24 protein-coding genes and 1 riboswitch are annotated in these 25,266 nt (G+C 72.5%); of the genes, 4 read left to right on the top strand and 20 right to left on the bottom strand.

What is annotated here, in order from left to right:
* The first annotated feature begins 125 nt into the window (after positions 1-125).
* Complete coding sequence (locus AB0J21_RS20410) at positions 126-1,037, top strand: alpha/beta hydrolase (protein WP_363147429.1); 912 nt, start codon at positions 126-128, stop codon at positions 1,035-1,037.
* A 99-nt stretch (positions 1,038-1,136) separates the two neighbouring features.
* Here AB0J21_RS20410 and AB0J21_RS20405 read toward each other — a convergent pair whose 3' ends face one another.
* From AB0J21_RS20405 to AB0J21_RS20325, 17 genes are all read right to left on the bottom strand, one after another.
* Positions 1,137-1,658 (bottom strand): helix-turn-helix domain-containing protein, encoded by a 522-nt coding sequence (locus tag AB0J21_RS20405; RefSeq protein WP_363147428.1) that lies wholly within the window; start codon positions 1,656-1,658, stop codon positions 1,137-1,139.
* A 169-nt stretch (positions 1,659-1,827) separates the two neighbouring features.
* Entirely contained in the window at positions 1,828-2,856 is a 1,029-nt protein-coding gene (locus AB0J21_RS20400) for an SDR family oxidoreductase (RefSeq protein WP_363147427.1), read from the bottom strand.
* A 54-nt stretch (positions 2,857-2,910) separates the two neighbouring features.
* Positions 2,911-4,173: a beta-ketoacyl-[acyl-carrier-protein] synthase family protein gene (locus AB0J21_RS20395; protein WP_363147426.1), complete on the bottom strand. Its 1,263-nt coding sequence runs from the start codon at positions 4,171-4,173 to the stop codon at positions 2,911-2,913.
* Positions 4,170-4,478: an acyl carrier protein gene (locus AB0J21_RS20390; protein WP_363147425.1), complete on the bottom strand. Its 309-nt coding sequence runs from the start codon at positions 4,476-4,478 to the stop codon at positions 4,170-4,172. The genes AB0J21_RS20395 and AB0J21_RS20390 overlap by 4 nt, the downstream gene beginning before the upstream one ends.
* Entirely contained in the window at positions 4,475-5,782 is a 1,308-nt protein-coding gene (locus tag AB0J21_RS20385) for an aspartate aminotransferase family protein (RefSeq protein WP_363147424.1), read from the bottom strand. The genes AB0J21_RS20390 and AB0J21_RS20385 overlap by 4 nt, the downstream gene beginning before the upstream one ends.
* Positions 5,769-6,266 (bottom strand): SRPBCC family protein, encoded by a 498-nt coding sequence (locus AB0J21_RS20380; RefSeq protein WP_363147423.1) that lies wholly within the window; start codon positions 6,264-6,266, stop codon positions 5,769-5,771. Before AB0J21_RS20380 ends, AB0J21_RS20385 begins: the two co-directional genes overlap by 14 nt.
* The gene (locus AB0J21_RS20375; RefSeq protein WP_363147422.1) at positions 6,254-7,687 is read right to left on the bottom strand and encodes a GNAT family N-acetyltransferase; all 1,434 of its coding nucleotides are present in this window, start codon (positions 7,685-7,687) and stop codon (positions 6,254-6,256) included. The genes AB0J21_RS20380 and AB0J21_RS20375 overlap by 13 nt, the downstream gene beginning before the upstream one ends.
* Before the next feature lie 41 nt (positions 7,688-7,728).
* Positions 7,729-8,895, bottom strand: a complete 1,167-nt coding sequence (locus AB0J21_RS20370; protein WP_363147421.1) for an acyl-CoA dehydrogenase family protein — start codon at positions 8,893-8,895, stop codon at positions 7,729-7,731.
* Between the two features lie 18 nt (positions 8,896-8,913).
* A complete protein-coding gene (locus tag AB0J21_RS20365) occupies positions 8,914-10,134 on the bottom strand; it encodes a cytochrome P450 (protein ID WP_363147420.1) in 1,221 nt (406 codons plus the stop codon).
* 437 nt (positions 10,135-10,571) lie between these two features.
* A complete protein-coding gene (locus AB0J21_RS20360) occupies positions 10,572-11,000 on the bottom strand; it encodes a hypothetical protein (protein WP_363147419.1) in 429 nt (142 codons plus the stop codon).
* 284 nt (positions 11,001-11,284) lie between these two features.
* On the bottom strand, positions 11,285-12,511 hold the full coding sequence (locus AB0J21_RS20355) for an SRPBCC family protein (RefSeq protein WP_363147418.1): 1,227 nt from the start codon (positions 12,509-12,511) through the stop codon (positions 11,285-11,287).
* Complete coding sequence (locus tag AB0J21_RS20350) at positions 12,504-13,130, bottom strand: hypothetical protein (protein ID WP_363147417.1); 627 nt, start codon at positions 13,128-13,130, stop codon at positions 12,504-12,506. The genes AB0J21_RS20355 and AB0J21_RS20350 overlap by 8 nt, the downstream gene beginning before the upstream one ends.
* A 26-nt stretch (positions 13,131-13,156) precedes the next feature.
* Positions 13,157-13,414, bottom strand: a complete 258-nt coding sequence (locus AB0J21_RS20345; protein ID WP_363147416.1) for a gas vesicle protein GvpG — start codon at positions 13,412-13,414, stop codon at positions 13,157-13,159.
* Between the two features lie 28 nt (positions 13,415-13,442).
* A complete protein-coding gene (locus tag AB0J21_RS20340; RefSeq protein ID WP_363147415.1) occupies positions 13,443-14,156 on the bottom strand; it encodes a GvpL/GvpF family gas vesicle protein in 714 nt (237 codons plus the stop codon).
* A 3-nt stretch (positions 14,157-14,159) separates the two neighbouring features.
* Entirely contained in the window at positions 14,160-14,615 is a 456-nt protein-coding gene (locus tag AB0J21_RS20335) for a gas vesicle structural protein GvpA (protein ID WP_363147414.1), read from the bottom strand.
* Between the two features lie 79 nt (positions 14,616-14,694).
* Entirely contained in the window at positions 14,695-15,006 is a 312-nt protein-coding gene (locus AB0J21_RS20330; RefSeq protein WP_363147413.1) for a gas vesicle protein, read from the bottom strand.
* Positions 15,007-15,216: 210 nt separating this feature from the next.
* A complete protein-coding gene (locus AB0J21_RS20325; protein WP_363147412.1) occupies positions 15,217-15,849 on the bottom strand; it encodes a DUF1345 domain-containing protein in 633 nt (210 codons plus the stop codon).
* Positions 15,850-16,837: 988 nt separating this feature from the next.
* Positions 16,838-17,024: riboswitch (cyclic di-AMP (ydaO/yuaA leader) on the top strand.
* A 4-nt stretch (positions 17,025-17,028) separates the two neighbouring features.
* Between AB0J21_RS20325 and AB0J21_RS20320 the strand changes: the two genes are divergently transcribed.
* The 3 genes from AB0J21_RS20320 to AB0J21_RS20310 all read left to right on the top strand — a co-directional run bounded on the left by AB0J21_RS20320 (position 17,029) and on the right by AB0J21_RS20310 (position 19,799).
* Positions 17,029-17,859, top strand: a complete 831-nt coding sequence (locus AB0J21_RS20320; protein ID WP_363147411.1) for a transglycosylase SLT domain-containing protein — start codon at positions 17,029-17,031, stop codon at positions 17,857-17,859.
* A gap of 312 nt (positions 17,860-18,171) precedes the next feature.
* Positions 18,172-18,753: a VOC family protein gene (locus AB0J21_RS20315; protein ID WP_363147410.1), complete on the top strand. Its 582-nt coding sequence runs from the start codon at positions 18,172-18,174 to the stop codon at positions 18,751-18,753.
* Positions 18,754-19,154: 401 nt separating this feature from the next.
* Positions 19,155-19,799 carry an NAD(P)H-binding protein gene (locus AB0J21_RS20310; protein WP_363147409.1) on the top strand — a complete coding sequence of 215 codons (645 nt, stop codon included), beginning with the start codon at positions 19,155-19,157 and terminating at the stop codon, positions 19,797-19,799.
* 456 nt (positions 19,800-20,255) lie between these two features.
* Here the strand turns inward: AB0J21_RS20310 and AB0J21_RS20305 are convergent, their stop codons facing one another.
* From AB0J21_RS20305 to AB0J21_RS20295, 3 genes are all read right to left on the bottom strand, one after another.
* Positions 20,256-20,969 carry a GntR family transcriptional regulator gene (locus AB0J21_RS20305; protein ID WP_363147408.1) on the bottom strand — a complete coding sequence of 238 codons (714 nt, stop codon included), beginning with the start codon at positions 20,967-20,969 and terminating at the stop codon, positions 20,256-20,258.
* A 1,084-nt stretch (positions 20,970-22,053) separates the two neighbouring features.
* Positions 22,054-23,265, bottom strand: coding sequence for an amidohydrolase family protein (locus AB0J21_RS20300; RefSeq protein ID WP_363147407.1), 1,212 nt, complete (start codon positions 23,263-23,265; stop codon positions 22,054-22,056).
* A 239-nt stretch (positions 23,266-23,504) separates the two neighbouring features.
* The gene (locus AB0J21_RS20295; RefSeq protein ID WP_363147406.1) at positions 23,505-25,193 is read right to left on the bottom strand and encodes an FAD-dependent monooxygenase; all 1,689 of its coding nucleotides are present in this window, start codon (positions 25,191-25,193) and stop codon (positions 23,505-23,507) included.
* Between the last annotated feature and the right edge of the window lie 73 nt (positions 25,194-25,266).

Here is a 25,266-nt window from a genome sequence, read left to right as displayed (position 1 = left end):
TACGGAGGATTCAGCTCGTACAGAGCCTTGTCGCTATCATATATCGCCCTTACGGTGTGCGGACCGAGGAAACCGGCGGACGGCACCGCGCCGGAGACGGACACCGACCGAGGAAATGAGGGCCCATGGCGACGGCGACGGGCACGGTCCGCTTCACCCACAGCGTCAGCACTCCTGGACCCGCTCAGGGCATGTCCTTCACCGGCCGCCGCCGTGAGGCCGGGGAAGGGGAACCGGCCGCCGGGACACCGCTGATCATCGCGGTGCACGGAGGCACCTACACCTCGGCGTACTTCGACGTCCCGGGCCACTCGCTGCTCGACCGCGCCGCGGCGGCCGGTGTCCCCGTCATCGCGATCGACCGCCCCTCGTACGGCGGCAGTTCACCCGTCGCCAAGGGCGGGCCCGACTCCGTCATCCTGGAGAATGCCGAAGCCCTCGACCATCTGGCCGCCGAACTCTGGGTGCGGTTCGGCACGGGAACTGCGGGCGTGGTCCTGGTCGGGCACTCGATCGGCGGGGCCGTCGTCATCGCGACCGCCGCGCGCACGCCGTCCTGGCCGCTGCTCGGCATCGCCGTCTCCGGCTGCCTGCTCCAGGTCCCGAAGGAGCAACTGGCCGCGTTCGGCGAGCTGCCGGACACCCCGGCCCGGATGCCGCAGCAGATCAAGGACGCCGTGATGTTCGGCCCGCCGGGGACGTACGAGGCGCACATGCCGCAGGCCAGTCACCGCTCGGACGCGCCGACCCCGCCCGCCGAACTCATCGACATCAACACCTCGTGGCCGCAGCGGGTCCGCTCGGTCGCCGCCCAGGTCACCGTTCCCGTGCACAGCAGGCAGGGCGAGTTCGACCGGCTGTGGCTGACCGACACCCGGCAGGTCGAGGAGTTCGGCGCCGCCTTCCGCGCCGCTCCGCACGTCGACGCGCGCCTCGTCCGCTCCGCCGGCCACTGCGTCGACTTCCACCGGGCGGGCGCCGGCTTCCAGCTCGCTCAGCTCGCCTTCGCCTTCGACTGCTGCGTCCCGGCACCCTAGGAAGTCGCGGGGTCGTCCCTCGCCACCGGAGACGTCAACGCGCTGCCGGGACCCTCACGCGGCCCACGGAGCCGCTGCCCGGTCACTCTCGCATGCGGCTCAGGACCGGCCTTCGCGGCGCTCGGTGAAAGCGTGCGCGAGGTCGGCGAGGAAGGCGTCGTCCACCGGGCGGCGGGCGATGAGGGCCTGGTAGAAGAGCGGGCCCACCAGGGAGGCGAACTCGGCGTCGGAGACCGGTCCGACCGCCTCGGCCAGGATGCTCTGGCGCAGGCCGGCGACCTGGCGCAGGACGTCCGCGCTCACCTGATCGTGCCCGGCCCGGGCGATCAGGCTCGCGAGCGCGGCGGCGCCCCCGGCCGAACCGAGGCTGTCGCGCACCGTGTGCAGGAACTCCTCCGGTCCCCTCGGCGCCCGGCTCCGCGTCTCCTCCTCGTACTGCATCAAGGTCACGTCGACGAGCAGCTGCTCCCGGGTGGACCAGTGCCGGTACAGGGTGTTGCGGGAGACTCGCGCCGTCCGGGCGACCGTCGTGAAGGTGACACCCGCCGCCCCCCGGTCGGCCAGCAACTCCCGGGCGCAGGCGAGGACATGCCTGCGCGTGCGGTCCATCCGGGGGTCCATGGTGAAGGCACCTCCTGCCTCGCCGGTCCGCGTCCCGCTGGTGCGGGACGCCTCGTATCGTATGAGACAGGGCGTATCGCGGCGACCCGGCCGCCACCGGTGCCCCGGACACGCGGGTCGCCGCGGACGCGGACCGGGGCACGGAGCCAGGGCCGGACGGCACCTCCGGTCACTCACCCAGAAGCGTCCACGGGGTGGGCCGGGCCAGTGCCAGTCGCGGCCTGCTCCGCGCCCAGTGCCGCACCGAGGCCGCCATGACCGCCGCCGGGTCCTCGACCTGACGGGTCGGCTCGAAGGGCGCGCTCATGCTGGTGTAGCTCTGGAACATGGCCAGGAGGCGGACGGCCTGCTGCTGGAGCGGCGACAGGTACTGCTCCGCCAGCGGTAGGAAGAAGCGGTTCCACGTCTCGGTGGGGACGATGGGCGGGCGGGGCACCGGGGGCGCTCCGTGGGCGGCGCGGAACTCGTTCAGGGTCGTGCACACCACGTCGAGCAGTCCGGACAGCCGCAGGCACTGGCGGCCGCCCGCGACGACCTCCGTGCGGGCCAGCAGCGGCGGGGCGCTCAGGGCGGCGTCCACCACGGCCCGCGCGACCTCGTCGACCGGGCCGATCTCCGCGTAGCCCTCCGGATCGCCGACGACGACGGCGGCGAGGCCCGAGACGAGTGCCTGGAGCAGGGTGTAGGGGCCCGAGAAACGGGCGATCTCGCCGGTGCCGCTCCGGCCGACGATCAGCGGCGGCCGCACCACCGTGAGCGGCCCGCGGTGCTCGTTCCTGACGACCTCCTCGCAGCGGGCCTTCGACCACTCGTAGCCGTTGCGGTACCCCTCGAACTCCGTGCCGCGCAGGTCCTCGGGGGCCCGCGCCCCGTCCACGTACGCTGTCGAGACGTGCACGAGATGGGTGCCGCGCCCGGCGAGCGCGAGCACGGCCCGCAGCGGCAGCAGGTTCGCCTGCCGCGCCTGCGGTCTGGTCAGCGTCCAGCGGGTGGAGGCCGCCGTGTGCACGATGACGTCCCACGGGCCCGCGAGGCCGGCCGGAGCGGGCGCGGCCCCCATGTCCCAGGACACGACGTCCGGGGCCGCGCGCCGGGCGACGCCGGTCACCCGGCCGTGGCGGCACAGGGGATGGGCCCGCAGCCGGGCGAGGACCTCGGTGCCGACGACGCCGGTGGCGCCAGTGACGAGGATGCGCATGTCAGCCGTCCAGGAGAGGTGGGGGAGGGGCGACCGGCCGAAAGGAGGACCGGATCAGGGGGGCGGGCCCAGCACGAGGCAGGCGTTCTGGCCGCCGAAGCCGAAGGAGTTGGACAGCACGTGCGAGGGCGGCACACGGCGTGGCGCGCCGATGACCACGTCCAGGAGGTCCGCCTCCGCGTTGGTACGCGTGTTGGCGACGGGCGGCACCTGCCCCCGGGCGGCGCACAGGAGGCCGAGGACGGCCTCGACGGCGCCCGAACCGCCGATGAGGTGCCCGGTGACCCCCTTGACCGCCGTCACCGGCGGCGAGCCGCCCCCGAAGCAGTGGTGCACGGCGCGGGCCTCCGCCCGGTCGTTGCGCAGCGTGGAGGTGCCGTGCGCGCTCACGTGCCCGATGTCGGCGAGGCCCAGACCCGCGTCGGCGAGAGCGGCGCTCATGCAGGTGCTCGCCATGAGCCCGTCCTCCTGCGGGGCGACGATGTGGAAGGCGTCGCAGGTGGAGGCGTACCCGCACACCTCGCCGTACACGCGGGCGCCGCGCGCCCGCGCCCGGTCCAGCCGTTCCAGGACGAGGACGGCGGCCCCCTCGCCCAGGACGAAACCGTCCCGGTCGGTGTCGAAGGGGCGGCTGGCGAGGGCCGGTTCGCCGCCGCGCGGGGACAGGGCGCGCAGCCGCGCGAAGCCGCTCATGATGACCGTCGTGACGGCCGCGTCCACCCCGCCGGCCACGGCGACGTCCAGCTCCCCGCAGCGGATTCTGCGCGCGGCCTCGCCGATCGCGGTCGTACCGCTCGCGCACGCGGTCGAGTAAGTGGTGCAGTCGCCCCGGAAACCGTGCCGCATGGCGAGCCGGCAGGCCGGGGAGTTCGCCATCGCGCGGGGCACGGTGTGCACCGGCATCCGCGAGGGCCGGTCGTCGTGCTCGCGGGTGGTCGCCTCCATGCTCGGCAGCCCGCCCACCCCGGTGCCGATCTGCACGCCGACGCGGTGCGGCGGCACGTCGGGCAGCGGACCGGAGTCGCCCAGCGCGTCGGCCGCCGCGCACAGCAGGAGCAGGGTGGTGCGGTCGATCTGGCGCAGCTCCCGAGCGGGCACGTAGGGGCCGGTGTCGAACGCCGGGACGAGACAGGCGAAGTCCACGGGCAGCCCGGCCGCCGTCAGTTCGGGTACCCGTGCCGCGGTCGAACGGGCGGCGAACAGCGCGCGGTACACCTCCTCCACGCTGTTGCCCGCCGGGCACTTCACGCCCATGCCGGTGACGACGACGCGCGTACGGTCCCGGGCCGGGCCGTCTGCCGGACGGTGGAGGATCACCGGCGGCCCGCCAGCCGGTCGTGGAGCAGGGTGACGGCGTCCGACACGGTCCTCGCCCCCACCAGGTCGGCGAGCGGGATCCGGACGCGCAGCGTGTTCTCCAGCCGGGACCCGATGTCCATGAGCTCCAGGCTGTCGATACCGAAGTCGCGCTCCAGGTCCGTCTGTTCGTCGATCTCCTCGGGCACGGCGCCCAGGACGTCGGCCGCGGCGGTCCGTACGAGCACGGAGATCTCGGCGCGGGAGACCGGGCCGGGGCGCTGCCCGGCGGGTGCGGGAGCGAGCGGGGGTTCGGATGCTGTCACGGGCGGTTCCTGTTCTCGTGGTCGGTGGCGGCCGTGGCCCGGTCGAGATCGGTGGCGGCCGCGAGCAGCGCCGTGTCGAGGATCGCCGCTGCCTCTTCGACGTCCCGCACGGTGCTGACCAGGGGCGGCAGCAGCCGGACGGTGGTGGGCCGGCTCAGGCACGGGGACACCAGGAGGCCCGCGGCGGCGAGTTCCACGACGACCCGGCCCGCCGCGCGCGGCGAGCACAGGTCGAGCCCGCGTAGCAGCCCCCGGCCCCGCACCGTCCGCACCACCTCCGGGTGAGCGCGGCGCAGGCCTTCGAGGGCGGTGTCGAGAGCGGCGGACAGGACGTCGCCGTGGCCGGCGAGCCCTTCGATCGCGCCGAGGGCGGCGGGCAGCGCGGCACAACTGAGGGGATGGCCGCCGAAGGTCGCCGAGTGCAGGAAGGGATCGTCGGCGAGCGGGGCGTACATCCGCGGCGAGCACACCACGGCCGACAGCGGGACCACGCCCCCGCCCAGCGCCTTGCCGACCAGCAGGGCGTCCACGGGCAGCCCCGCGGCCAGCGCGGGGGAGCGGTCGCCGCAGCGGCGCAGCCCGCACTGGATCTCGTCCGAGATCACCAGAGTGCCGTGGGCGCGGGCCTCGGCGCACCACTCGCGCACCACCTCCAGCGGCAGCGGGAAGGCCCCGTTCTCCCCCTGGACCGGCTCCAGGACGAGGGCGGCGGCGTCGCCCGCGCCCAGGGCGCGCCGGAAGGCGCCCGGATCACCGGGATCGAGGTGCGCGGTGTCGGCGGCGTTGCCGAACAGGCCCACGCGGTAGGCGGAATGGTGGGTGAGGGACAGGGCGCCCGCCGACTTCCCGTGGAAGCCGCCGCGCACCGCGAGGACCCGGGGACGGCCCGTGGCCAGCCGCGCGAGTTTGACGGCGACCTCGACGGCGTCCGCCCCGTTCAGGCCGAAGTACACCTTCGGCAGGACGTCGCCGAAGTAGCCGCTGAGGGTTTCGGCGGCGCGGGCGGCGGTGGGGTTGGTCAGACCACGCGTCGAGGCCGGCATCAGGTCGAGCTGGTCGCGGACCGCCGCGACCACGGCGGGGTGCCGGTGGCCGAGCAGGGTCACGGCGTAGGAACCGAAGTCCAGGGCACGCCGCCCGTCGGACAGCGTGACCCGGCAGCCCTCGGCGGACTCCTCGTGGGCGCCGCGCCCCGCGAAGGAGCCGGTGAGGGCGAGCTTGGGCGAGAAGTGGCGGCGCACGAGATCGAAGACGGAGGACGGACCGTCGGGGCGGGGCGGGGGAGTGGTCTCAGGCCGGGGCACTCGTACCCTCCGGGGTGCGGCCCTCGCGCGGCGGGTGCGGTGCGCGGGCGGTCAGCTGCTGTTCGAGGGCGGCGAGCATCTGGCCGGCGTTCTCCCGCAGGGCCTCGGCGGCCACCGGGTTGAGGAGGTCGGCGAGCAGCGGGATGCCGATGTCGAAGTCCACGTGCAGGGACACGGTGCTGCCGCCGTCCGGGCCCGCGGTGACACCCCAGTGCCCGGCGAAGGCCCCGAGGTCGCCGCTGGTCTGCCGGAAGTCGAAGCGCCGCGCGGCCTCGTCGATCACCTCGTCCTCGGTCCAGCGCAGCACCGAACCGCTCAGCCGCACCGACCACGCGGTGGTGCGGCGGCAGGCCCGCGGCCGGGCGAGGACGGTGACGGACTCGACGGCGGCCATGCGGTCGGCGAACGCCTCGACGTCCACGACGGCGGCCCAGGCGGCCGCGGGCGGCACCGCGATGTCCAGGTCCACCTCTACTCGGGGCACGGCTTCCCCCCTTCCCGGTGCGCGCCGGGCGCCGGCACCGTCTCCCGGGTCCGGCCGGCGGCGCCGCGCCCCGCGCGGCCCAGCGCCCGGTCGCGCGCCGCCGCGAGGGCGTTCGGCAGCAGGGCGCGCAGCACGGCGCGGGGCAGCCGCCGCACATGGGTGAGGGCGTACGTCTGCTCGACCAGCGCACAGCCCATCTCGGTCTTCGGGGTGTACGCGGTCTGCGCGAAGCGGATGCGGCGGCAGCCGCGCGACAGCGCGAGGCGGATCGCCGCGTAGTGGACGTGGTGGTACAGGCGGGCCCGGTGGGCGAGTGCGTAGTCGAGGCCGATCCTGGCCCCCGTCGCGCCCTCGCCGGTGAACAGGCACAGCAGGAACGCGACGAGCCGCTCCCCGTGGAAACAGGCGACGAGGCAGCTGTCCCGGTCGGCGTTGAGCCGGTGCAGGAAGGCGGCGTCGATGACGTCGAGGGTCTGGTCGGCGCGCTCCATCACCTGCCCGTACAGCCCGAGCATCTCGGGGACCAGGTGCGCGAAGTCCTCGACGGTCTCCGTGCGCAGCCCCGGGTGGGCCGCGTGGGTGCGCATGTTGCGGCGCGCGTTGCGCCGCGGCGCGGCCGGCAGCGAGGCCACGTACGCGTCGAAGAGGGAGTCGGCAGCGGTGTGCCCGGGGCGCGGTGGGCGGTCCGGTTCGAGACGCAGTTCGGTGTCGGGCAGGCCCGGCGCGAGGAAGAATCCGGCCTCGCGCAGAGCCGCGCCCCACGGGGCGAGCGCGTCGGGGGCGAAGTCCTTGAGCACGACCGTGCCGAGCCGCTCGCGGCGCGCGAAGTCGACCACGGCGCGCACCAGGACCCGGGCGAGGGGAGCGGTCAGCGGCCGGACGCTCAGCACGTGGCCCTGCCCGAGCAGATGACCGCACAGCAGCATGGGCACCCGCAGCAGCCCGGGCGCGAGACGGCGCAGCGGCGCCAGCAGACGCCGCTCCCGGGGGGCCACCACGGCGTCCAGACGCAGCGAGCGGAAGAGGCACAGCGGCAGCACGGCGACGGGCACGCGCCCGTCCCGGTACGGCTCGACGTCCAGGAGACAGGGCCTGGGGCGGGAGCGGAGCAAGGGCCTGATCCGGCCGCCGTCCCCCAGCACGCCGCCCTTCCGGCCGTCCCTCGCGGCCTCCTCGTACCCGGCCCTCCGGGACAGGGCCTTCTCGGACAGGGTGTCCTCGTACACGAGGTTCTCGTACACGACGAGATAGGCGTAGCCCTCGGGGCCGAGCCGGCCGCTCTCCATCGCGGCGAAGACGGCGGGCGACCACATCGGGTCGTGCGGCGGGGCGAGTCGCTCCCACAGTCCGGGCGGCAGCGCGTCGATGGTGCGCACCACGTCGACGTGGTGTCCTCGGGGGCCGGTGTCCGCGGTTTCCACGGTGTCGTTCACCTCTCTGTGAGCGGGGCCGGTGTCTCTCCTCAGCCGATGCGCAGGGGCCGGCCGCCGAGGTAGTCGCCCAGTGGCCGCGCCATGCGGCTGCGCGCCGGAGGATGGAAGGCGAGGGCGCCGGCGGCCGAGGCGAGGTAACTGCCGTCCGGGTCACCGGCGAAGGCCATGCCGCCGAGGGCGGTGAGACAGTCGCGCGTGGTGCGGGCGATGGTGTCCTGCGCCGCGTAGCGGGCGGCGAGCGCGCCGGCCAGCAGGGTGTCGGTCCACTCCTCCGTCTCCATGGCGCGGGCCACCGCCTCCAGCGACAGCGCGGCCGCCTCGACACCGGTCACGAGCAAAGTGGGGTCGGCGGGCGGGCCGCTCCGCCCGAGGACCCGCTCGACCAGCGCGCTGGCCATCCCCAAGTAGCCCGCCGTCAGCAGAAGTTCGAACCACAGGAAACCGGCGAGGTGGAGGTCGTCGGGCACGGCGTCCGCGGTCACCTCCGTGGTGACGACCTGCTGCGGGTCGATCTCCACCTCACGCAGGACGACCTGCTCGCTCTCCGCGCCGGCGAGCAGCGGACTGCCCCAGAACGGCACGACCTCCACTCCGGGTGTCCCCGCCGGTACGAGGGCCACGGCCAGCCGGCCCGGGCCGGCCGGCCCCTGCTCCCGCGGGCCGGGGCCCTCGTCCTCGGGCAGGACGACGGACACCGTCAGCAGATCCATCGACCGGGACAGACTGCACGGCATCTTGCTGCCGTTGAGCACGACGCGGCCGTTCCTGCGCCGCGCGACGATGTGCGGGCGCAGGATGTTCTGACCGGTACGTCCCTCCGCGAACGCCGAGGCGAGCAGCAGCCGTTCAGCGGCGACCGAGGCAAGCAGCAGCCCCCCGGGACCCGGTGGCCCCCCGTCGCCGGGGACCGCCTGGACGAGCCCCGCCACGGAGAAGTGGTGCATGGTGGTGGCCACCGCGAGCGAGGGGCAGCGGGCACCGACGGCGCGCTGCACCCGGACGGCCTCCAGCGGACTCGCGCCGAGCCCGCCGTACCGGCGCGGCACGAGCAGCCCGGGGCCACCGCTCGCGCGGAACGCGGCGATCCCGGGGCTCGGGCAGCTCTCCAGCTCCCCGAGCGGATGACGCGCGAGGGCGGCGTCCAGGCCGGGTAACAGTCGTTCGGCAGCGGTACGTTCCTGGTCGAGAAATCTCACGGGAACCCTTTCGGAAGGTCAGCCGCGTACGGACAGGGGCAGGACGTCGAAGGCGCGCAGACTGACCGAGGAGCGCCGGACGGCGCCGCCCGCGAGCGAGAGCGCGGGGAAGCGGACCAGGAGCCGTTCGAGGAGTTCGGCGGCCTCCAGCCGGGCCAGGGCCGCGCCGAGACAGTAGTGCGCGCCGCCCCCGAACCCGAGCACCTTGATGTCGGTCCGGTCCACCCGGAAGGCGTCGGGCTCCGGGTGCCGCTCGGGGTCCCGGTGCGCGGCGGCGAGCACGGTCGTCACATTGGCCCCTTCGGGGACCGGGACCCCGCCGATCACCAGCGCCCGGGCGGCGATCCGCTCGGTCATCTGCACCGGGGTGTCCCAGCGCATGGCCTCCTCGACGGCGCGGGGGACGAGCGCGGGGTGCGCCCGCAGAGCCCGCCACTGGGCGGGATGGGTCAGCAGGGCGTGGACGGCGAGCCCGAGCAGGCCCGCCGTGGTCTCGTAGCCGGCGACGAGCACCAGGAGCAGGGTGTCGACGAGTTCCCGCTCGTCGAGCCTCGTGTCGTCGGCGTCCCTGGCGCGCAACAGGTCGGTCGTCAGGTCGTCGGCGGGCTCGGCGCGCCGCCGCTGGACGAGCGCGGTGAAGTAGGCGCGCAGCGTGTCCACCGCCCGGTCGGCCAGCTCCCAGTCCCGCGCGGTGCGCAGGGGCTCCAGCAGCCGGCCGGCGTCACGGCCCAGCCGCTGGAAGTCCGGCTGTTCCTCGGCCGGTACACCGATCAGCCGCCCGACGACCGCGACGGGCAGCGGGTACCCCACCAGGGCCTGGAAGTCGGCGGTGCCACCGTCCGCGCAGGCGTCGGCGAGGCGGTCGAGGAAGCCGTCGGTCAGATGGCCGACTCCGGCGCGCAGCGCGTGCACGCGGCGCAGCGAGAAGGCACCGGAGACCAGCCGCCGCAGCCGGCCGTGGTCGGCCCCGTTGCGCCGCAGCAGACAGGAGTAGAAGAAGTCGGCGCCGGAGTGCTCCTGCCAGCCGGGGTCCTGGCGGGCGTACCAGTCGAGGTCGGGGACGAGGAGGGCGGGATCGCCCAGCGCGTACCGGCAGTCGGCGAAGCGGGTGAGGAAATAGGTGTCGAGTTCCGCGTCGTGGTGGACGGGTGCGGAACTCCTGAGTGCGGCGAAAACGGGATAGGGGTTTTCCCGGCCGGCCGGGGTGAAAAGAGTGGACAACGCCGAGTGCGGGTCCATTCGCGTCCCTCACAGAGGAGAACGGTACGAACGCGGAAATCCTGAACGGTGATGAGTGGCAGTCAACGACCGTCACTCAAAAGGTATTTGAGGCGTACTCACCTCTCCGGACCCTTCTCTTCCGAGAGATTAGGGGACGGACTGCGTTCGCACTACATTCTTCGGCGGCGCGAGGAGATAAACCCCTGGTACCTACCTCATCGGGTGAGGCCGGGGCCCGCTGTTCGCACCCGGGCGCCCCTCGTTCGAGCCGAGGGACGCAGGCCGGCCGAGGGGCGGCCCCGGACCGCGCGGGTGGCCGGTGCGCGCGAGAGACCGGTGCGGGCCGCCGCACGCGGAAGGGGCACGAGACGACGGAGGACCGGCGGCATCCGCCGGTCCTCCGTCGTCTCGTGCCCTGAATCGTGCCCTTCGGCCCCGCTCCTCGGAGGCCGTCCTCAGATCCGGCCGCCGGTCAGCCGGGTGAGCGGTCCGCGCCGGCCGGCCGCCGTACGGCGGCCCAGCGCGTAGGCACCGCCCACCGCACCGGCCACGGCTCCCGCGGCACCCGCGGCGATGGCCTTGCGGTGCTTGACCACCGTCCACGCCGTACCCGCGGCACCGGCCGCCTTGCCCGCCGTCGACTTGACGGCCTCGCGGCTGTTCTGCCAGCCGGCGCCGACGAGCTTGCCGGCCCCCTGCGCCGACTCCTTGGCCGCGTGGACAGAGGACTTGGCCTTCTCGGTTGCGACCGCTGAGCTGTTCCTGGCGGCGGTCCCGACGGAGCTCGTCGTACCGCGCCCCTTGTCGGCCGTGGCCTTCGCTCCCTCGGCGACCTTCGCGGCCGCACCCTTGGAGTTCTTGTTCTCTTCGCTCTGTGCAGTCATGACATCCGTATGGCCGTTCGATCCCGTCTGAAACCAGATGGGTTGGCCCGGCCCGTGGCGAGCGCGCAAGCGCCGGGCACTTCACCGCGGCCGTTCCCCGGGGCGTCGAGCAGTCTTCCGCGCGCGGGAGCCGACACGAGTCCGGCCGGGCGTACGGGGGAGTCCCGAAAGGACTCCCCCGTACGCCCGGCCGGTGCGTGGGGCCGCGTGCCGCTCAGTCCTGCCCGCGCCCTTCGCCGTGTCGAGGCAGCGCGGGCGGGGAGACGGCGCGCGTCACGGGCGCGTCAGCCACGCGCGGAGGCGGTACGGCGCCGCTTACGCGGGGCCGGGTCCTCCTCGGGCTCTTCCTCGGCCGGGTCCTCCTCGGGCTCTTCCTCGGCGGGCGGCTCCTCGTCCTCCGAAGCCGCGTGCTCCTCGGGCTCGTCCTCGGAGTCCTCTTCGGGCTCCTCATCGGCGGGAACGTCCTCGTCCTCGTACTCCCCGTCGTCCTCGTCCTCGGGAAGTTCCTCCTCCGGGACCTCCTCCTCGTCCTCGTCGAGGTACTCCTCGTCGGAGTCGGAGTCGGAGTCGGAGTCGTCCTCGGGGTCCTCGGGGTCCGCGTCCTCGGGCTCGCCCTCGTCCGTCTCGGGACCGTCGTCCTGCGAGGACTCCTCCTCGGCGGTGCGCGCCTCTTCCTCCTCGATCGCGTCGTCGTGCTCGACCACGACCTCACCGTCACGGATCTCACCGCGCCAGCCGTCGGTGGCCTCACCGCGCATCATGATGAACTTGCGGTAGAGCTTCAGGTCGAGGCGGGCCCGGCGGCCCTGGGCGCGCCAGATGTTGCCGGTCTTCTCGAACAGGCCCTTGGGGAAGTACTCCAGGACGAGCAGGACGCGGGTCAGGTTGTCGGTGAGGGCGTGGAAGGTGACCACGCCCTTGACCGTGCCCTTCGCGCCCTCCGTGGTCCAGGTGATCCGTTCGTCCGGCACCTGCTCGGTGACGTTCGCCTTCCAACTGCGGGTGGACTTGGCGACCTTCACCTTCCAGTTGCTCGTGGTGTCGTCGGCCTTCTCGACGCTGACGACACCCTTCCCGAAGGTGCTGAACTCCTGGAACTGCGTCCACTGGTCGTACGCCTCGCGCACGGGGACGCCGACGTCGATGTCCTCGGAGATCGTCACGCTCTTCGACTTGCCGCCGCCGCCCTTGCGGCCCTTGCCGAACAATCCCTTGACCTTGTCCTTGACCGTGTCCTTGAGGTGAGAGACACCGGCCGTCATGGCCGCCTGCCCCGGGGACTTGCCCTCGCTCAGTGCCTGGCCGCCCTTGGCGAGGCTCTTGACCGCGCCACCGGGGCCGACCTTGCCCTCGGCGAGTTTGCCCATCCCCTCCCCGAGCCTGCCGCTCAGGTCCGAGATGGCGTGCTGGGCCCGCGCCTTGAGGTAGTTCTGCAACTCCTCCTTGAGGCGGTCGGTGGCCGGGTTCTTGACCACCTCGTCCTTGAGCTTGCCGAAGGTCGAGTCAGCCATTGTCGCCACCCCGCTCCTTGCGCGTCGCGGAGGAGGCGGTCCTGCGGGCCCCGGAAGTCGTCTTGCGCGCGGTCGAGGCGGACTTCTTGCGGGCGCCGCCGTCCGAGGAGCCGCCGGCCCGCGAGGACTGCGAACCCCCTGAACCCGCTGTCTTCTTCGCCGTCTTCTTGGCGGTGGCGGCCTTGCGGCGCGGCGCGGGCTTCTCCTCGCCCTCGTCCGTGTCCTCGTCCCCGTCGGCCGCGCGGTCCTCGGCGTCCGGCCCGTCCTGGTCGTCCTGTTCCCCGGACTCCTGGTCGCGGTCCTGCTTGCCGTCCGGGTCCTCCAGGCCGGCGGTCCGCCGGTGCAGGGAGTCGGCCAGACCGCTCGCCCGCTGGGTCAGGGCCTTCGTCGCCGCCGTCTTGGTGGCGCCCACCAGCTCCTTGCGCACCTGGTCGTTGAGCGACCCGAGCACGGGCGAGTCGGCGACCAGCTTCCCGAGCTGCTTCGGGTCGAAGTTCAGCTTCTTGCCGGCGAGATACATGCCCAGGCCAACGGCCATCTTGGCCTTCTTCGTACGCCCCAGCAGGTAACCACCCACCAGAGCCACGCCTATCTTCGTGTTGCCGTTCATCTCTGTCATCTCTTGAACACCTCAATCTCCCGCATTCAGGAGTTGTTTCGTAGCCGTGCCTGGTGGGCCTCGTACTCGCCGAGCCGGTCCAGCAGTTCGTCCTCGCGCCGGTCGAATTCCGCTTCGTCGATGGCGCCGCTCAGCAGTTCCTTCTCCAGTTCCCCCAGTTCGGCTCGCACGGTCGCCGGGTCGTAGTACTCGCGCTCCGCGGCGAGGACCACCTGATCGACGACCCAGGCCGTCCCTCGTACCGGCGCGAGCGGAAGGGTGAGGAGGTGAGAGATGAGACCCACGGGGCCCTCCGATCGGGGGAGAGGAGACTCAGACGAAGCTGTACGGCGGGAGCGGGCCGTTGAGAGCGAACTCGTATTCGTCGCCGCGCCGTTCGGCCTCTTCGTCCACCGCCTGCGAGAACCGGGCGGCCTCCTCGCGCTTCACGAGGAAGGACGCGTTCAGGAAGTGCTTCTTGGTCGGGTCGGCCTGTGCGGTGCGCTCCGCGGCGGGGGCGAGCGCGGCCGTCAGCTCCTGGGCCTCCTGGTCCTCCCGTGCCTGCACCTCGCGGGAGATCAGCTCGCCGAGGGCCATCTTCTGGTCCTGCGCGCCGGGGTTCTGCCTGGTGTAGTCGCTCAGGCGCCTGGCCTCCTGCGACTCGGTGAGGATCTCGCGCAGGAGCCCCTCCTCCGCACGGGAGACCTTGAGGTTGTACTCGAGGCGGCCGTCCAGCTCGGTGAGCCGGGCGCTGTACCCCTCCTCCTCCTGGCCGAGGACGTCGAGCACCTGCTCGTCGTCGGGGCCGACCAGTCCGAAGCGCATCGGCAGAGCCGCGCCGTCGGCCATCAGCCGCTCCAGCACGCTCTGGTGCGCGACCAGGTCGCGCCGCTTGGCGCGCAGGTCCTCGGGGGCGTCACTGACGACGGCGGCGAGACTGCCGGTCCTGAGCGTGCGCAGCTGGGACGCCGGCTCGCCGACGCCGTTCAGGCCGTCCAGCTTCAGCGGGTGGTCCGCTGCCGTGATGGCGTAGATGTACGTGGGCATCGACTAGTCCTCCCGACGGGAAGTCGTACGGCGGCTGCTGGAGGAGGTCTTGCGCGCGGGGCGCTTCTCCTTCTCCTCTTCCTCTTCTTCGTTCCCGGAGCTGTCGCGACCGCCCTTGAAGGACTCGCTGAACGCCTCCACGGCGCCGGTCAACGCTCCTTTCGACTTCCCCTTCGCCCCGCTCTCCATCGAGTCGCCGACGATGTCGGTGAGCTGGGTGGGGGCCTTGCGCCCCGACTCGAGGTCGAGCCGGTTGCACGCCTCGGCGAAGCGGAGGTAGGTGTCCACACTCGCGACGACGACGCGGACGTCGATCTTGAGTATCTCGATTCCCACGAGGGAAACGCGGACGAAGGCGTCGATGACGAGCCCCCGGTCCAGGATCAGCTCAAGGACGTCGTAGAGATTGCCGGAGCCACCTCCGCTGCCGGACGCATTGCTCTGCTGTACGAGACTCATGGTCGATCTTCCTTCCGGTCAGTGATCGAGCGGCCTCACACGCTCGGTACGGATAACTTCCTCGGGAACCAGGTGCGACTCAGCGGTCGACCTGTCCTCGCGCGTAGCGGCGCACCCGCTCGTAACCGATGAGCTGGCCCTGACCGTCGAGGGAGACGTGGTAGGTGGCCATCACGCTCATGGTGTCCGGGATCTTCTCGATCTCCACCACCTCGACGTCCGCCATCCAGCCCTCGTCCGTGGCCTTCACCGAGGACACGGAGACGGCCTCGCGCTGGAGCAGTTCGGTGAGCTGGGCGGCCGCACTGCGCATCGCGGTCGCGATGCTGACCCGCTCCGACTTCTTTCCACCGCTGTCGCTCTTGTTTTCGGTGTCCTCGCTCGTCGACATGTTCCCGCCCGTAGTGCGTCGTCAGAAGTTCCTGCCGCGACCGTCGCGATCAGCGCGTTCGGCCGCTCGTTCGTGGTTGAACTGCGAGTGCCCTGGGCGTCCGAACGTATGCATGGGGAGGTGGACGGCCTCGTGACCGCCCGTGGCGGGGGCACACGTGGTGTCCGGACGGCGGTCGTCATCCGGGTCCGGTGGGGGAGGGGCGCCGGTTCAGCCCGTGACGATGCCGGTGACGAGGTTGATCGTGGTCGCCAGGATGCTCGTGCCGAACACGTAGGAGAGCAGGCAGTGGCGCAGGGCGATCGCGCGGATCCCGGGGCTGGAGACGTCGGTGTCCGAGACCTGGTAGGTCATGCCCAGGTTGTAGCTGAAGTAGAGGAAGTCGCGGTACGTCGGCGGCTCCTGGGAGTTGAAGTCGATACCGCCGCCGGTCCGGTAGTAGGCGTAGGCGTAGCGGGCGCAGTACATGAGGTGCAGTGCGGCCCAGGACATGAACACCCCGCCCAGCGCCACCGCAGCGGCGGCGTTCCCCTTGCCCGACTTGCCGTCCAGGAGCAGCACCACGATGGCGACCAGTCCGCACAGCGCGGTCCCGACGACGACGCACTCCTCAAGGGCGGGCCGGAAGTCCTCACGGCTGGCGTTGCGGTGCGTGCCCCCGGCGTCCATCGGCCACAGCGTGAGCCAGCCGGCCAGGACGAAGACGAGTTCTGTCACGGCGATTCCGGCGAGGGCGCCGAACGCCGCGTCGACCAGTACGCCGACCACGACGCCCGCCACCGCTCCGAGGGCCGTCGCGCGGATCAGCCGGACGACCGCGGACAGAGGCAGCCAGATACTCATGGGACGTGACCGTACGGTCCGGTGCTCGTGGCGCCGGGCCGATGCGCACCGCATCGGCCGCCCTGCTGCCCCCGAGGAGGGAATCTTCACCCCGACGGGGCAAGGCGGCCGCCCCTCGGTCTTCACTGTCTCCCACCGTCTCCGCCCGTCTCCGCGTCCGGACGCCCGGGTGCGCACGTGCACGCCCGGGCGCGCCGTCCGCGGGGCGCGAGCCCGCCGGGCTCTGCCGGGCCGAACTGCGGGCGCGGCAAACGGCCTTGGCGCCGAAAGGCGGCCATCGCGTTGTTGTCGTCCCGTCACCGGGCTTATGACAAAAGGAATGAGGCAAATTTCCACCCGGGTGGGCGCCGGTGCCGGAAAGGGGGCATCCCGGGGACAATTCATTGATCAATTTCATCGGCTGGAGGCAGAGGAGTGGGATGCCGGGGAGGGGGGTGTCCGCTCAGGTAATCAGTCCCTCACTCGATCGCCGATCCGGCCGTGATGTCCGACCGTGATCTCCGGCCGTCCGCGCGATCTTCGATATCCGCCCCCGCGTGATCTTTTCTGGTCCGCCGAGCCGCCTTTCGTGGCCCGACCGAGACGGATCGGCCGGGCGGCGGACGTCTCTCGGACTCCGAGGCGCACCTGAGTGCGCTGAGGTGCTCTGAGGTGCCCTGCGGGCTGGTCTCGCGTCGATACGTCCCGTTCGCCGCCCGATATGAGTCTTTTGTAGTGACGTGTGAGTGCGGGTTCGCGCCCTTGTCGTGGCACTCCCGGCTCCGTTCACGGCGGAGCAAAACGCGCTAATCGGACGCGGTGGCGAGGGTCACGTTCGGAGGGGACGGCGCTCCCGGGGCGCGGTCCATTTCGCGCCGTGCGGGGAAAGTTGACTGCGCGAAGAAAGCGGCGGAACTCGCTTTCGCCCTCATTGATCATGTAAATGCACGGTGATCAAGAATGTGAAGCTTGTCCGATCCGGCGCTTCTCGCTTAACGTCACGGTCCATCCGGGCAGAACGCCGAATCCTGCCGCTGTCCGGAAACCCGACCTATTCACGTACGGCAGGAGCGGGGGACCCAGGTAAGTCGCCGGTCCGGATTTCCGGAACGGCTCGGGGTGAAGTCGCGTTCATCGCGGCCAGGCATCTCCAGCCTGAACCCGACAGCTCACCTCGCAGGCGACGGAGAGGAACGCACCATGCCCGCAATGGGTAACAATCGTCGTCGCACGTCCCGTTCGCTGACCCGCGGCCTGATCGCCGTGAGTACGGGTGGAGCCGCCCTGGCCCTTCCCCTGTTCGGCGCGAACATCGCCTCCGCGGCGCAGTCCCACCCGGCGGCCGAGCAGAAGGTCGCGGCCGGCGCCCCGGCCGGGGAAACCACCCCCGCCGCCTACTCCGTGGTCTCCGGGGACACCCTGGCCAAGATCGCCAGGAACCACTCGGTCGACGGCGGCTGGCACAAGCTGTACCAGGACAACCGCCAGGCCGTCGGTGACAACCCGGACCTGATCCACCCCGGCCTGAAGCTGACCATCGGCGGCAAGGCCGAGGCCAAGGTCTCCGGCGCCTCGGCCGGCCGGAGCGGCGGCGCCGACCGTGCCGACCGCTCGCAGCGCACCAGCACGCCGCCCGCCGCCCCGGCGAAGCCCGCCACCGAGACGGCCGCGAGCAAGGCCGCCGCCCCCGCCGCGCAGCCCGCGACGTACACGAACGACCTCGACGGCTGGATCAAGCAGTCGCTGGCCATCATGGCCGAGCACGGCATCCCCGGCAGCTACGAGGGCATCCACCGCAATGTCATGCGGGAGTCCTCGGGCAACCCGACGATCGTCAACGACTGGGACTCCAACGCCGCCGCCGGCACCCCGTCGAAGGGGCTGCTCCAGGTCATCGACCCGACGTTCCAGGCGTACCACGTGCCCGGCACGTCCATGGACAGCTTCGACCCGGTCGCCAACATCACCGCCGCGTGCAACTACGCCGCGCACGTCTACGGCTCGATCGACAACGTGAACGGTCCGTACTGAGCCCTTACGCCCCGGGCGTGAACCGATGACGGGTGGGGGAGAAGCCGGTGGGCTCCTCCCCCACCCGTCTGCGCTGTGCCGGTGGCCGCCCCCGAACGCCCGAAGGCCGGTGGACGCGCTTCCCCCGGCCTCTGCCTCTGCCTCTGCCTCTGCCAGGCGCACATTGCCGTCTCGTGAAAGATCTCGCTCCGCAGGGTTTCTGCTATCACATATCACCGCTACGGTGTTCCGCATCGCAGGCTCTCGCACCACCCGAGTCGCGTCGCCGCCGGTCCCGCATGGCCGACGCCCAGCTTTCAGGGAGATCCCGCCATGGCAGCGAGCCCGAAGTTCGCCCACGTCGTCTTCCAGACGTCCCAGCCGCAGGAGATGCGCGACTGGTACTGCGCCGTCCTCGACGGCCACGTCGTCTACTCGGACGAAGCGCTCTCGTTCATCACGTTCGACGAGGAGCACCACCGGGTGGCCCTACTCCACCCGCCCACGCCGACGCCCCTCCAGCGCAAGTCGCCCGAGACGGCCGCGATGCACCACGTGGCGTACACCTTCGACTCCCTGGACGAGCTTCTCGACAGGTACGTGCTCCTGCGTGACCAGGGGGTCCGGCCGACCGTCTGCATCGCGCACGGCGTCACCACCTCCATGTACTTCCGCGACCCCGACGGAAACCTGGTGGAGATGCAGATCGACCGGTTCGCCGAACCCGACGAGGCCACCGCCTACATGCGGGGACCCGAGTACGCGGCCGATTCGGTGGGGCCCTCCTTCGACCCCGAGGCACTGCTCGAAGCCCGGCGCGGGGGCGCCACGGTGGAGGAACTCTCCGAGCGTGCCTGGGCGCTGCGGCTGGGGCTTCCCGACCCGATGCCCGTCCTCATGGGTGGCGGCCACTGAAGGCAAGCGGTATGCCTCACCGGCGTGCCAGGCGTGCGGCGCCTCTCCGGCCATCTCGCGCGTGACGGGGACCGCCCCTCCAGCCGCCGGGGCGGCCCCGGCGGGAGCAGTGCGGCTCGACGAGGCCGTGGAGGCCGATGTTCCCCCACTGCCACGTGCTGATCACCGCCCGCACCGCCGAGGTGCCCACCGACCGCCGCGGTGGGGCCATCCTCGACTCCGCGCCGAGCAGGCCGGCCGCGAACGCGCCGGAACCCTGGTCCCCGCGGTGCGGGCGGCCTACGCGCAACTCGCTCAGGAAGCACTCGTAACATCTCCCCCGAGCAGGCGGTGACGTGCAGCGTCGCCGCCGGACAGCCCGCGCCGGGAAAGGGTCCCGACGCACTTCTGTGGGAGTACACATGACCCGCATCACCGTCCTCGGCGGCACTGGTTACGCCGGTGGAGCCGTCGTCCGCGAGGCTGCTTCGCGAGGGCACCACGTCGTTTCCTTCAGCCGCAACGCGCCGGGCGAGGAAGTCGCCGGAGTCGAGACCGTCACGGGCTCCGCGCTCGTCCGGGCCGACCTCGAACGCGCGGTGCGGGACGCCGAGGTGGTCGTCGTCGCACTGGCACCGAGCGGCGTGCTCGCGGATGACTTCGTGGAGCTGAACGCGCAGATCGCCGACCTCGCCCGCGGCGTGGGCGCCCGGCTCGGGGTAATCGGCGGCGCCGGCACCCTGCTGCTCGCCGAGGACGGGCCGAAGGTGTACGAGACGCCGGAGTTCCCCGAGCGGTTTCGGGGCTTCTCGCGGGCGAGCGACGGGGTGCTGCAGGTCCTGCGCGACAGCGAGCCGGGCCTGGACTGGTTCGTACTGAGCCCGCCCCGGAGCTTCGGGCACTGGGCGCCCGGGGAGGCCACCGGGAAGTACCGCGTGGGCGATGACGTCGTCCTGACCGACGAGAAGGGGGAGGAGGCCATCTCCGGGCCGGACTTCGCCACGGCCCTGGTGGACGAGATCGAGCGTCCGGCACACCACCGCCGGCGCTTCACCGTGGCCTACTGAGCCCGGGGCTCCGCACAGGGCCAAGGCCGGATCCGGCCGCCGGGCTCCCCGGCGGCACCCGGCTGACATCGTCCGGAGGTCCTCACGATGCCGACCACAGCGGCCGCCGCCCGGACCGGACGCAGTCCGCCGAGTGCCCAGCCGGGCGAGGCGAGAGCGTCAGGGCCGTCGACATCGCGCCGTCCGTGAGCGAACCGCGCGAGCACGGGCGGACGGGCCCCTGGGGGGATCTCCTCGAAACCCGCCGCCCCGGGCCGCCGTCAGGCGGGCGCTCGGGCACGTCGTGCAGCGATCGACATGCTGCTCCACGTGGACGGCTCCGGAAGCTTCGCCACGGCCGACCCGCTGCAACGGATCTGGCGCGACTGCGAGGTCCCGCACGGCACGCGGGCGTCCGGCCGACGGTGTGCCGCGAGAGCTACGGCACGGCGCCCGGCGGCTCCGAGGGGCGCGGCACTAGGCGGGAGGTGCGGCCTCTCCCGGCTCCGTCACGACGTGCGGGTCGGCGGCGAGCGCGCGCAGCGCCGTCTTCTCGTTCCGGTCGAGATGGTCCAGCAGCGTCCGGGCGGCGGCTTCGGGGTCACGCCGCCGGAAGGTGTCGACCAGGTTCTCGTGCACGTGCCGTCGGTGCGGACTGGTCTCCGGGTCGGGGTCGATCTTGCCGAACCCGATCCGGATGTAGCGTTCGGCCGCGCGCCACAGTGAGTTGAGGACTCGCATGTCCCACACCGTCGCGGCCGGCGCGAGCAGCGCGGCGTGGAACTCGTGGTGCGCGTCGTACACCGTCTGGATGGTGTGCCGCTCGTCCCCGAAGTCCTCCGCCATGGCCTGCAGCCGGCTCAGCTCCGCGTCCGAGATCAAGGTGCAGGCGCGCGCCGCGAGTTCGGGTTCGAGGCTGCGACGGAGCCGGTAGATGCTCTGCAGATCCTCCAGGTACAACGGGGCGACGCACGCGCTGCGCCCCGGCCGGGTGATCACCAGCCCTTCCGCCTCCAGGTTGCGCAGCGCTTCGCGGACGGGGATGAAGCTGACGTCGAGCATGGTGGCGATCTTCCGCAGGGAGAAGGTCTCACCGGGAGCGAGGTCCCCCGAGACGATCGAGCGCCGCAACTCGGTGGTGACCAGATCCGGGACGGAACGGGCCTCGATCGGCTGGACGGGGGGCTTCATCGATGCTCCTGCTTTCGCGCTCGGACTGTCGCCAAGGGTAGCGCCGACGACGTTCACCGACGGGCAAGGCGGTGATTCCGCGGACGCATGCAATAAGTGATAGCACCTGCGTCGTTCTTGGGCCCGGCTCTTTGCGGATCGGCCGTGGCCGACCCGGGCCGCCGTTCGAGGAAGGGAGCACGTCGGGCGCCGGACGTTCGTGTCCACGCGTCGTCGTCGGCCGTACCGGCCCACCTGCGCCGGGCCCGCTTCCGCTCGCGTGGTCCGCCGCCACCGCCCGCGCGTACGACGTTCTCAAGGCCGAGGAACAATAACGGCAGCGACGCCGTGCTGAAGCACGCGCGGGACGTCCGTGCCAGGAGGGGGCGGACGAGGCGGCCGGCTTCGTCAGCCACGGCGGGTCGGCTCCGGCGCCCGCGCGGTGCGGCAGCTCCATCAGGTGGTGACCACGCTCCACGTGGTTCCCGTGCCGAAGCGGTCACCGTTCCCTTCGCGTGGGAACGGCTCTCCGAGGGGGACGGCTTCGCCGAGACCCCGAACCGGACCGGTCCGCGGTCCTCATGCGGGACGAACCGGCGCGCCTGAGCGGGAGTTCCCGGGTGCGGATCCGTTGATCCGGGGGCGCGTCACGCGATGAGGAGGACGGGACGACTACGACGGGTGCGGGAGCCGGCCGGGCGGAGGCGATTGCCGCCGGGAGCGGTGCGGACCTCGCAGGGGCGACCGGGATCGTTCTCGCGTGACGTCAGGGGAGCGGCCGCGGCCGGCGGGAGCAGACGGCGGCCCCGTACTGTCCGGTCCCTGGACGCCCTGGACGCCGTCTACGAGCACGCCGGCCTCACCCCTGCGTCCCGGCGAGACCACGGGCGTCCTCGCCGGTGGGCCTCGGCGGCTGCCGGCCCGGGGCGCGGCACTCGCCCGGGACCCGGCCCGCGACGGACGCTCGCTCAACCACGGGGAACTCGGGGCGACCGCCCCGGGAGCTCTCCGCCTTCCACGCCGGGGTCCGGAGTGGCGGGAGGCCGGACGGACCGGCGGCGGGCACCCGCCCGCCGCCGGTCCGCGCGCGGCGTCGGTGCGCGCCTCAGGAGGCAGGGGTGAAACCGACGCCGCCCGCCCACACGCGCAGGACGCGGCGCGTCGCGGTGATGTCGGTGAGCGGGTCGCCGTCGATCAGAACCAGGTCGGCGCGGTATCCGGGCAGGACGGCGCCGCGGTCCCGCAGCCCGAAGGACGCGGCCGGCAGACTGGTCGCGGAGCGCAGCGCCTCCCGCGGGGTGAGTCCCGCGTCGACCAGCAACTCCAGTTCGTGGTGCAGGCTGCTGCCGTACGCGGGCTGCACCGGTATCCCCGCAGTGCGGTTGGCGTCGGTTCCCGCCAGGACGGGCACCCCCGCACGGTGCAGCGCGGCGACGCTGCCCTCCGCCGCCGCGTAGTCCATGCCGGGGATGCCTAACCGCGCGAAGCCCTCCATCATCGTCAGGGTCGGTACGCAGACGCGGCCGCCACTGGCGTAGCGGGCCGCGGTCCGGGCGGACAGAGCGCTGTCCAGGGGAACGTGGTGGATCGTGTCGACGCCCGCCGTGAGCGCGCGTTCGACGGTGGCGACGGTCGTCGCATGGGCCATCACGCGCTTGCCGAAGGTGTGCGCGGCCTTCGTGATCGCCGCGATCGTGTCCGGTGCCAGCCCTGGTTCGTCCACGATGATCTTGATGTAGTCCGCGCCCTCGGCGATCCTCGCCCGGACGAACGCCTGGGCCTGTTGGGGCCCCGTCACCACCCCGTCGGCGGGGAAGGCCGGAATCTGGCTCTGGGGACTGCCGGGCGCCACGGCCGGGGTGCACGCGCTGCGGATGTCGGTCAGTCCGGGGCGCCGGCGCAGGGCGTCGACGACGGAAGGCGGGAAGGAGGCCATGTCCAGGCCGGTCGTGACGCCCGCACCGGTCAGCTGCCGCAGGGTGTCCAGGTCCTGGAGGTGCAGGTGGGCGTCGATCAGCCCCGGCAGCAGTACGGCCCCGGCGCAATCGATCTTCTGCGCGCCGAGTGCGGTGATGCCGATCAGCCCCTGGCTGATGACCACGGTGCGCGGAGCCGTCAGCGCGGAGCCGTCGAATACCCGGACATTGGTCAGCGCCACTCGCTCGGCGAGTTCGGTGGTGTGCTCCTGGGCCAGTGCGGTGCCGGGCGTGACGACCGTCTGAAGACCTGCGACGGCGAGGCCGGCTCCTGCGGCCGTCCTGAGGAAGCTGCGTCGGTTCGATTCGGGAATGCACATCGTGGGGTGCCTCTCTTCCATGCGGGTGTCCCTCGCGCGAGTGCGGAAGGCGTGCGCCGGTGGGCGACCGGGTGGGGCCGGGGTGTGGTGCGCGTCAAGGGTTCGGACCGTGTCGCCCTACGTGACACCACCAGTCACTGCCGGCCGACACGGTGTGATCGGGGCGGGGCGGGGCGACGCTGCTCGACCGCCCGCCACCGGCGTACGACCCGCCAGAGGTAGTGGGCGTGCACGTCGATGCGGTTTACGAGGGGTCATGCTCAGGCCGTGCCGAGGTGCGGCGGCGCGAAGCCCCGCACGGTGTCCATCAGGGCGCAGGTGTCGTCGGGCGCCTCGTCGCCGAGCCAGCCGACGACCTGGTCCGGGCGGACCAGCAGCAGGCGGGCGCCCAGCAGCCGGACGTACTCCTCGGGAGCCGCCCGCGACAGGTCCCGCACGGTGAGCGGTACGCCGCGCGCCCGTGCCGCCTCCTCGATGGCCCGTTCCCGCGCACCCGGGCGCAGTACGAGCAGCGTCAGGTCGGCACCGAGCACGTCGTACACCGAACGGCCGTCCCGGAGGAAGCCGTGCGGCAGGCGGGCACCGGTGAGCGCGGCGCGCCCCGGCTCTTCCGGGGCCGGGGGGATGACCGGGGACGTGGTGATGCGCAGGCCGAGGACCAGGTCGAGTGAGTGGAACTCCGCCTTCTTGGTGTCCTGGATGCGCGCGGCCGCCGCCTCGCGCGCCCGGACCCCGGCCGTGTCGGCCGCGTCGAGGTTGTCCGCGAGCAACTCGGTCGACAGCACCCGCATGTTGGCCGTGGCCTCGCGGATGACCTGCTCCTGCACGGGGCGCCGCTCGCTCTCGTAACTGTCCAGGAGGTGGGGGCCGCCCCAGCCGGCCAGCACGGAGGCGAGTTTCCAGCCGAGGTCCACGGCGTCCCCGATCCCCGTGTTGAGGCCGTGGCCACCGAAGGGAGGGTTGAGGTGAGCGGCGTCACCAGCGAGGAACACCCGGCCGTGCCGCATGCGGTCCACCAGCTGCATCCGGGCCGTCCACGGGTCGGTGGACAGCACCTCGGCATTCACCGGACGGCCCGCGACGCCTTCTATCAGGCGACGCGCCTCGCGTTCCCCGCTCTCCCGGTCGACCCCGAAGGCGATCGCCCACCACGTGTCCTTCCGGTCCAGCGGGCCGACGAGCGCCGGGGCGGAGGGATTGATGATCCAGTACTGGACCGCCGGGCCGTGCCGTACGTGCTCCCACAGACCGGGACTCTCGAAGACCATGCCGAAGTTGGGGCGCAGGGCCTGCTCGCCCAGGTAGCGGGAACCGATCTGCTCCCGGACGAGGCTGCGGGGGCCGTCGCAGCCGATCAGGTAGTCGGCGGTGACCACCTCCCGCTCCCCGCCGCCGTGCTCGACGGTGGCGGTCACGAGGTCGCCGTCCTGCCGCACGGCGACGACGCGCGAGCCGAGCAGCAGCTCGCACGCGTCGAGTCCCGACACCGCCTCGCGCAGCACCTCCTCCAGGACGTACTGCGGCGCCTGCTGGCCGGTCTCCGCGAAACGGTCGCCCTCCGGGGTGAGCCCGAGGACACCGGTGAAGCGCGACAGCTCCCGCCCGCTCAGCGACGTGCAGAACACGACGTCCTGCGACCAGGACACCGGAATCGGGGCGCGTTCACGCAGGCGGTCGGCCAGGCCCCAGCGACGGAGATGCTCCATGGTGCGCACGTTGAGCGTCTTGCACCGCGGACGGGCCCGGGAGACGGTCGGCCGCGGCTCCACGACCAGGCAGCCGACACCGCGCAGGCCCAGTTCGACGGCGGCGGAGAGGCCCACCGGGCCGCCCCCGGCGACGAGCACCTGGACATGGCGCGGCAGTCGCCTCCTTTCGGCCGACACCTCGGGGACCTGCCCGGCGCACTCCTCGGGGACACGGACAACGGAATCGGGCTGCTCGCCCATCTGGCCTCCTGGCCGGGTGAGTGCCGGGGGCCGCGTCGCGGCTCCCGGCTGCGTGGTTGACGACTCCCGAGGC

This window comes from Streptomyces sp. NPDC049954 (assembly GCF_040656295.1).
Taxonomy (GTDB): domain Bacteria; phylum Actinomycetota; class Actinomycetes; order Streptomycetales; family Streptomycetaceae; genus Streptomyces.
This window is presented reverse-complemented; position numbering and strand designations above follow the sequence as displayed.

Excerpts from the sequence above, each read along its gene's own strand:
- AB0J21_RS20360 (WP_363147419.1), bottom strand. The coding sequence starts at position 11,000 with ATGACTGCACAGAGCGAAGAGAACAAGAACTCCAAGGGTGCGGCCGCG.
- AB0J21_RS20315 (WP_363147410.1), top strand. The coding sequence starts at position 18,172 with ATGGCAGCGAGCCCGAAGTTCGCCCACGTCGTCTTCCAGACGTCCCAG.
- AB0J21_RS20410 (WP_363147429.1), top strand. The coding sequence starts at position 126 with ATGGCGACGGCGACGGGCACGGTCCGCTTCACCCACAGCGTCAGCACT.
- AB0J21_RS20350 (WP_363147417.1), bottom strand. The coding sequence starts at position 13,130 with ATGACAGAGATGAACGGCAACACGAAGATAGGCGTGGCTCTGGTGGGT.
- AB0J21_RS20405 (WP_363147428.1), bottom strand. The coding sequence starts at position 1,658 with ATGGACCCCCGGATGGACCGCACGCGCAGGCATGTCCTCGCCTGCGCC.
- AB0J21_RS20355 (WP_363147418.1), bottom strand. The coding sequence starts at position 12,511 with ATGGCTGACTCGACCTTCGGCAAGCTCAAGGACGAGGTGGTCAAGAAC.
- AB0J21_RS20335 (WP_363147414.1), bottom strand. The coding sequence starts at position 14,615 with ATGAGTCTCGTACAGCAGAGCAATGCGTCCGGCAGCGGAGGTGGCTCC.
- AB0J21_RS20325 (WP_363147412.1), bottom strand. The coding sequence starts at position 15,849 with ATGAGTATCTGGCTGCCTCTGTCCGCGGTCGTCCGGCTGATCCGCGCG.
- AB0J21_RS20310 (WP_363147409.1), top strand. The coding sequence starts at position 19,155 with ATGACCCGCATCACCGTCCTCGGCGGCACTGGTTACGCCGGTGGAGCC.
- AB0J21_RS20400 (WP_363147427.1), bottom strand. The coding sequence starts at position 2,856 with ATGCGCATCCTCGTCACTGGCGCCACCGGCGTCGTCGGCACCGAGGTC.
- AB0J21_RS20305 (WP_363147408.1), bottom strand. The coding sequence starts at position 20,969 with ATGAAGCCCCCCGTCCAGCCGATCGAGGCCCGTTCCGTCCCGGATCTG.
- AB0J21_RS20330 (WP_363147413.1), bottom strand. The coding sequence starts at position 15,006 with ATGTCGACGAGCGAGGACACCGAAAACAAGAGCGACAGCGGTGGAAAG.
- AB0J21_RS20320 (WP_363147411.1), top strand. The coding sequence starts at position 17,029 with ATGCCCGCAATGGGTAACAATCGTCGTCGCACGTCCCGTTCGCTGACC.
- AB0J21_RS20300 (WP_363147407.1), bottom strand. The coding sequence starts at position 23,265 with ATGGAAGAGAGGCACCCCACGATGTGCATTCCCGAATCGAACCGACGC.
- AB0J21_RS20340 (WP_363147415.1), bottom strand. The coding sequence starts at position 14,156 with ATGCCCACGTACATCTACGCCATCACGGCAGCGGACCACCCGCTGAAG.
- AB0J21_RS20365 (WP_363147420.1), bottom strand. The coding sequence starts at position 10,134 with ATGGACCCGCACTCGGCGTTGTCCACTCTTTTCACCCCGGCCGGCCGG.
- AB0J21_RS20295 (WP_363147406.1), bottom strand. The coding sequence starts at position 25,193 with ATGGGCGAGCAGCCCGATTCCGTTGTCCGTGTCCCCGAGGAGTGCGCC.